The 2,384-nt window shown below is 71.9% G+C and carries 3 protein-coding genes and 1 pseudogene; 1 reads left to right on the top strand and 3 read right to left on the bottom strand.

Annotation, left to right across the window (positions count from 1 at the left end; translation table 11 throughout):
• The 3 genes from RIF68_RS34385 to RIF68_RS34375 all read right to left on the bottom strand — a co-directional run.
• The coding region (locus tag RIF68_RS34385; protein ID WP_309055404.1) for an NADH-quinone oxidoreductase subunit J at positions 1 to 326 on the bottom strand (326 nt) is incomplete at its 3' end.
• Positions 323 to 940, bottom strand: a complete 618-nt coding sequence (locus RIF68_RS34380) for an NADH-quinone oxidoreductase subunit I (RefSeq protein WP_309055402.1) — start codon at positions 938 to 940, stop codon at positions 323 to 325. The genes RIF68_RS34380 and RIF68_RS34385, both read right to left, overlap by 4 nt.
• Complete coding sequence (locus RIF68_RS34375) at positions 940 to 1,902, bottom strand: complex I subunit 1 family protein (protein WP_228989800.1); 963 nt, start codon at positions 1,900 to 1,902, stop codon at positions 940 to 942. Before RIF68_RS34375 ends, RIF68_RS34380 begins: the two co-directional genes overlap by 1 nt.
• 276 nt (positions 1,903 to 2,178) lie before the next feature.
• Between RIF68_RS34375 and RIF68_RS34370 the strand changes: the two are divergent.
• Positions 2,179 to 2,384 (top strand): annotated as a pseudogene (locus tag RIF68_RS34370) (hypothetical protein); the annotation flags it as partial.

Below are 2,384 nucleotides of genomic sequence, written 5' to 3'. Positions count from 1 at the left end.
GCCCGGGTGAGCATCAGGCCGAACAGGAGGAGGACGACGATGGAGCCGACGTAGATCAGTACCTGCACCCAGGCGATGAACTCCGCCGTGAGGAGCAGGTACTCGACGGCCAGTCCGCCGAGCGCGACGACGAGCCAGAGCGCCGCGTGCACGAGTTGCCTGGTCGTGACGGTGATGACGGCGGCGCCGAGGGTGACGAGGCCGACGAGGAGGAACGCGATCTCGACGCCGGACGGGGAGAGGAAACCGGGGTGGCCGCCCGCTGCCTCGGTGGCGAGCGCGGCGGCGTCGGCGGTGGCCGCGGCGGCGGTGCGGAGCGGTGTCACGGGGCCCTCCCTCCCTTCTCGTCCTGCTGTTCCTGCTGTTCCGGTTCTGCCTGCTGCTGCTCCTGGGCGAGCTGGTGCTGCTCCTGGGCGAGCTGGGCGGCGAGTTTGTCCGCTGTCCTGCGGGCGGCGGCGAGCTCCTTCGGCTCCTCGGCGGCGGGGTCGAGGGCGGGGGGCTCCGGCACGGTCCACATCCAGGCGCGGAGCTTGTCGCGCTCGTGGGTGAGTTCGTGGATGTCCGTCTCCGCGTACTCGAACTCGGGTGACCAGAACAGCGCGTCGAAGGGGCACACCTCGATGCAGATGCCGCAGTACATGCAGAGGGAGAAGTCGATGGCGAAGCGGTCGAGGACGTTCCGGCTGCGCTCGCGGCCGCCGGGAGCGGCGGGCGGGGTGGTCTCCTTGTGGGAGTCGATGTAGATGCACCAGTCGGGGCACTCACGGGCGCAGAGCATGCAGACCGTGCAGTTCTCCTCGAACAGCCCGATGACGCCCCGGGAGCGGGGGGGAAGTTCGGGCTGGGTGTCCGGGTACTGCTCGGTGACGGTCTTCCTCGTCATCGTGCGCAGCGTGACGGCGAGGCCTTTGGCCAGGCCGGATCCGGGGAGCGAGGGCATCAGTCGATCGCCACCTTCACGATGCCGGTCAGCGCGATCTGCGCGAGGGCGAGCGGGACGAGAACGGTCCAGGCGAGCTTCTGCAACTGGTCCTCACGCAGACGCGGGTAGCTGACGCGCAGCCAGATGACGACGAACGCGAGAACGGCGGTCTTGAGCAGCGTCCAGAGCCAGCCGAGTCCGTCGGCGCCGAACGGCCCGTGCCAGCCGCCCAGGAAGAGAACGGCGGTGAGGGCGCACAGGACGACGATGCCCGCGTACTCGGCGAGGAGGAACAGGGCGAAGCGGAGACCGGTGTACTCGGTGTACGCCCCGAAGATGATCTCGGAGTCGGCCACCGGCATGTCGAACGGGGGGCGCTGGAGTTCGGCGAGGCCGGCCACGAAGAAGACCAGTGCGCCGACGATCTGCCAGGGCAGCCACCACCACGCGAACGCGTCGAGGATGCCGGTGAGCGAGACCGTACCGGCGGCCATGGCCACGGAGGCCGCGGCCAGGAGCATCGGCAGCTCGTAGGAGAGGAGTTGCGCGGCGGTACGGAGGCCGCCGAGGAGGGAGAACTTGTTGGCGGAGGCCCAGCCGCCCATGAGCGACCCGAGGACGCCGATGCCCATGACGGCGAGCACGAAGAAGATGCCCGCGTCGACGACCTGGCCCGCCGCGCCGGGGCCGACCGGGATGACCGCGAGGACGAGAAGGTACGGGAGGAGGGCGACGGCGGGGGCGAGCTGGAAGACACGGCGGTCGGCGGCGGCCGGGACCACGTCCTCCTTCTGCGCGAACTTCACGCCGTCCGCGACGAGCTGGGCCCAGCCGTGGAAACCGCCCGCGTACATGGGGCCGAGCCGGCCCTGCATGTGGGCCATCACCTTGTGTTCCGTCTGGCCCACGAGGAGAGGGGCGACCAGGAACACGACGAAGACGATGGCCAGACGGAGGGCGACGTCGAGTACGTCGTTCACTCGGGATCGCCTCCGGCGGGGTGGTCCGGGTCGGAACGCTCCGGAGCCGGAGCGCGGTGCTCCGGTTCGGGGTGTTGCGGTTCGGGGTGCTGGGGGTCAGGGTGCTGCGGGTCGGGCGGCCCTGGGGAGGGCTGCGGCGGTGCGCCGTGTTCCGGTTCCCGGTGTTCCGGTTCGGGGCGCCCGGGAGAAGGCTGCCCCGGTCGGGCGTCTTCCGGTTCGGGGTGCTGCGGGGCGGGCTCGTCGAACGCCGGTCGGGCGTCGTGCCACGGGGCGTCCGTGCTGCGCACCCGGCGCGGGGGCCGCGGAGCTCTGTCGGGGGCGCCCGAGGCGGTACTCGGCTCTCCGCCGGGCGCGCCCGGGGCCGGGCAGCCGGTGGGCTGCTGGCTGGCCGAGCCGTCCGCAGCGGAGCGGGAACGGCGCGGCCGGGCCGCCGGGGACGGTGTCGAGGCGTCCGAGCCCGGGTTCTGGCTGGCCGAGCCGTC

Origin of the sequence: Streptomyces sp., assembly GCF_031178505.1 — a bacterium.
GTDB classification, from domain to species: Bacteria; Actinomycetota; Actinomycetes; order Streptomycetales; family Streptomycetaceae; genus Streptomyces; species Streptomyces gulbargensis.
The sequence above is the reverse complement of the archived record's forward strand: the minus strand, read 5'-3'. Positions and strand labels throughout refer to the sequence as shown.